The sequence below is a fragment of the Natronomonas sp. genome, assembly GCF_046710025.1.
Lineage (GTDB): Archaea > Halobacteriota > Halobacteria > Halobacteriales > Haloarculaceae > Natronomonas.
Genome location: NZ_JBKEGK010000264.1, coordinates 1 through 3,326, shown reverse-complemented (window position 1 = coordinate 3,326; position 3,326 = coordinate 1). Strand labels below are relative to the sequence as shown.

The following is a 3,326-nucleotide window of genomic DNA, read 5'->3' as shown; positions in this document are numbered from 1 at the left end:
TTAAATGTACGTCTCAAAGAGCCGGACGACGAGCGCCCGATCGAACGTCTGCTCCGGGACGGTCCGGCGCCATGCCACTTCGTCGATAGCGTGGTCGCCGGGGACGTCCGGGCGTTCGGGAGTCGACGCCACCGGCTGGCCAACGAAGGTCACAAAGCGAAATTCATAGGCGTCGCTTGAGTCCCGGCGGACGAACGTCTGCTCAGCAACGGCACCCAGATCGGTTATCTCGACATCGATCCCGGTCTCTTCACGGACCTCCCGACGCGCACCCGCTTCGGGCGTTTCGCCGGGTTCGAGGCGGCCACCGGGAAGTAGCCAGGTGTCGTCTTCGCGAACGAAGAGACCGCGGTCGCCGTCGACGACGAGCGCGCCGACACCACATGCACCGTCGTCACCCCGCTCGATCCCCTTCTCGAAGCGTGCGGGCTCGAGTTCGATCCGCTCTTGTTTGCGGTAATAGTCGTCGTACGCGTCGAACGGGTCGGGATCGGGCGGCGACATTCGGCTAATCAGGGTAGGTCGACGTCGATACTGTTCTGCAGCCCGGCAGCCTTGACGGTGTTGTACAGCAACATCGCCCGCGTCATCGGCCCGACACCGCCGGGAACCGGAGTGATCGCCCCGGCGACCTCGGCCACGCCCTCGTACGCAACGTCGCCGACGAGTTCGTAGCCTTTCTGCGTGTCGGCGTCGACACGGTTGACCCCGACGTCGATCACCGTCGCGCCCTCGCGCACCATCCCGGCGTCAACGAGTTCGGGGATGCCGACCGCCGCAACGACGATATCGGCGTTTCGGGTCTTCTCGGCGAGGTCGTCCGTCCGGGAGTGGCAGACGGTGACCGTCGCGTTCCCGTCGTCGGCCTTCCGGAGGAGCAAGTTTGCGAGCGGCTTGCCGACGATATTAGACCGCCCGATCACGACCGCGTCCGCACCTTCCGTCTCGATGTCGTAGGCCTCGAGAAGCTTCTGTATGCCGTGAGGTGTACAGGGCCGGTATCGGTCGTTGCCGGCGACGAGTCGGCCGACGTTCTCGGGGTGGAACCCGTCGACGTCCTTCATCGGGTCAATGCTGCGAAGCACGCGGCGACTGTCGATGTCATCAACGAGCGGCATCTGCACCAAGATACCATGTACTCCGGGATCGTCATTGAGGTCCTCAACCGTGTCGTACAGTTCCGCCGGCGGCGCGTCGGTGTCGATCTCGACGTGGATTCCGTTGATGCCGACCGCCTCGCAGTCGCGTTGTTTCATCGAGACGTACGTTTCGCTCGCGGGATCGTCGCTCATCAGGACGGTCGCGAGGCCCGGCTCGACGCCCTCGGCTTTCAGCCGGTCGATACTCCCAGCCAGCGAGTCGCGGATGTCGGCGGCGACGGCCTCGCCGTCGATACGTTCGGCCATTACCGGATCGGGGCGCTCCGGGCGTATCAACGATTCGGGTTCGTGGTGGGTTCCGGGTGCTCGCCCGACAAGATGTACACGTTTGTGCTACAGCTTCCCGCCGAGCACCTTTGTGGCGGTCAAAATTGGGTCCCACGTCGTGTTGAACGGCGGGGCGTACGCGAGGTCATAGTTCGACAACTCGCCGAGCGTCACCCCTTCCGTGACCGCACCGACCAGCGCGTGGCTGCGGTGGACAGCCCCCTCGCCGTACTCGCTAACGAGGCTCCCGCCGAGGACCTGACCGGACTCTCGGTCGGCGGTCAGCGTCACGCGAACCGTCCCGCTTTCGGGATAGTAGCCCGCCCTGGACTTCGCCTCGATGGTCTCCGTTACGGGGTCGAACCCGGCCTCTCGGGCCTCATCGTGATCGAGAACGCCCGTCCGTGCAGCCTCGATCTCGAAGGCTTTCACCGCCGCCGTCCCGGCGATCCCGCCGCCCTTGGTCGGCGTCCCAGCGATTGTTCGCCCGATCGCGCGGCCGTGTCTGTTCGCCGTCAACGCGAGCGGGACGTACGCCGGGTCGCCCGTCACGACGTGTTCAGCCTCCGCGCAGTCGCCGGCGGCGTACACGTCCTCAACGTTCGTCTCGCGATGGGCGTCCGTCGCGATGGCACCCGTCGGGCCAAGTTCGATGCCAGCCGCTTCGGCAAGATCCGTCCGCGGTCGGACACCTGCTCCGAGCAGCACCATCTCGACCGGCACGCGCTCGTCGGCGGTGACGACCGCCTCGACAACGCCGTCGCCGACGGTCGATTCGACCGCGGCGTTCAGATACACAGAGACACCCTGCTCGCCGAGGTGGTCGGCGACGGCCTCGCTCGTCGCATCGCTGAATCCCTTAAGAACCCGATCGCCGCGCTGGAAGAGATGCACCTCGAAACCGTTCTCGGCCAGCGCCTCGGCCATCTCGACGCCGATGTAGCCGCCGCCGACGATGCCGACCGGGCCGCTGCAGTTCTCGAGGTACTGGCACGCAGGGCCACTGTCGGGTTGGTCGTTCGGCGATGTCTCCCGCGAGCGGGCGACGAACTCTCTGAGCTCCTTTCCGTCGGTCATCGACCCGAGGGTGTAGACGCCGTTCAGATCGAGGCCGTCGATCGGCGGTTCGACCGCCGCCGCGCCGGTCGCGACGAGCAGGGCGTCGTAAGATTGGACCGTCTCGCCTTCGTCGCTCCGTGCAGTCACCGTTCGGCTGTCGGGGTCGATATCGACGACCTCGCGGCCCGTCCGGAGGTCGATGTCGCGCTCCTCGCGGAACTCCTCGGGCGTGACGGAGACGAGTTCCTCAAGCGTCTGAATCTCGCCTTTGATATAGTACGGGAGCCCGCACGCACCGTAGGATACCCACTCACCCTTCTCGAAGACGATCACATCGAGGTCGGGATCGTCCCGCTTGGCCTTGCTCGCGGCCGACATCCCGGCTGCATCACCGCCGACGACGACGAACGTTGTCATACCGAACCCGACCCGGCGAGCCGTAATAAATCCGGTCGCAGCGTGCACCGCGGCTGCGGACCCCTCGCGGATGTGTGATCGACTCGCCGATCACTCCCGAGTCGATTCAGCCGGCGGCCGGGTGTACCAAAGCGCCCACAGGATCAACACGCCCTGCAACGGGAGCCGCCCCCAGCGGACGAGCTCGGAGGGGTCGCCACCGCCCGGCATCCCCTCGACGACGACGCCGTGTGTCGCCATGTAGATGTTCGCCGGAAAGATCGCGACGAGCACCGCGACCGTCGCCCACGCCGCATACTGGCGGGTCCGTGGAAGCAACACGCCGACGCCGACCGCGATTTCGGCGACACCCGAGAGATACACCAGCGCGAGCGGTGCCGGGAGGATCGGCGGAACGATCTGGACGTACAGTTCGGGGACGAC

4 protein-coding genes are annotated in these 3,326 nt (G+C 66.1%); all 4 read right to left on the bottom strand.

The window, feature by feature from the left end; translation table 11 throughout:
• Entirely contained in the window at positions 1 to 504 is a 504-nt protein-coding gene (locus tag ACI944_RS13455; protein ID WP_411719541.1) for an NUDIX hydrolase, read from the bottom strand.
• Between the two features lie 8 nt (positions 505 to 512).
• Positions 513 to 1,406: a tetrahydrofolate dehydrogenase/cyclohydrolase catalytic domain-containing protein gene (locus tag ACI944_RS13450; protein WP_411719540.1), complete on the bottom strand. Its 894-nt coding sequence runs from the start codon at positions 1,404 to 1,406 to the stop codon at positions 513 to 515.
• 87 nt (positions 1,407 to 1,493) lie between these two features.
• A complete protein-coding gene (locus ACI944_RS13445) occupies positions 1,494 to 2,903 on the bottom strand; it encodes an FAD-dependent oxidoreductase (protein WP_411719539.1) in 1,410 nt (469 codons plus the stop codon).
• A gap of 90 nt (positions 2,904 to 2,993) precedes the next feature.
• On the bottom strand, positions 2,994 to 3,326 hold a 333-nt coding region (locus ACI944_RS13440), incomplete at its 5' end, for a DoxX-like family protein (protein ID WP_411719538.1).

Bases quoted from the DNA above. Each gene is read 5' to 3' on its own strand.
- ACI944_RS13445 (WP_411719539.1), bottom strand. From the start codon at position 2,903: ATGACAACGTTCGTCGTCGTCGGCGGTGATGCAGCCGGGATGTCGGCC.
- ACI944_RS13450 (WP_411719540.1), bottom strand. From the start codon at position 1,406: ATGGCCGAACGTATCGACGGCGAGGCCGTCGCCGCCGACATCCGCGAC.
- ACI944_RS13455 (WP_411719541.1), bottom strand. From the start codon at position 504: ATGTCGCCGCCCGATCCCGACCCGTTCGACGCGTACGACGACTATTAC.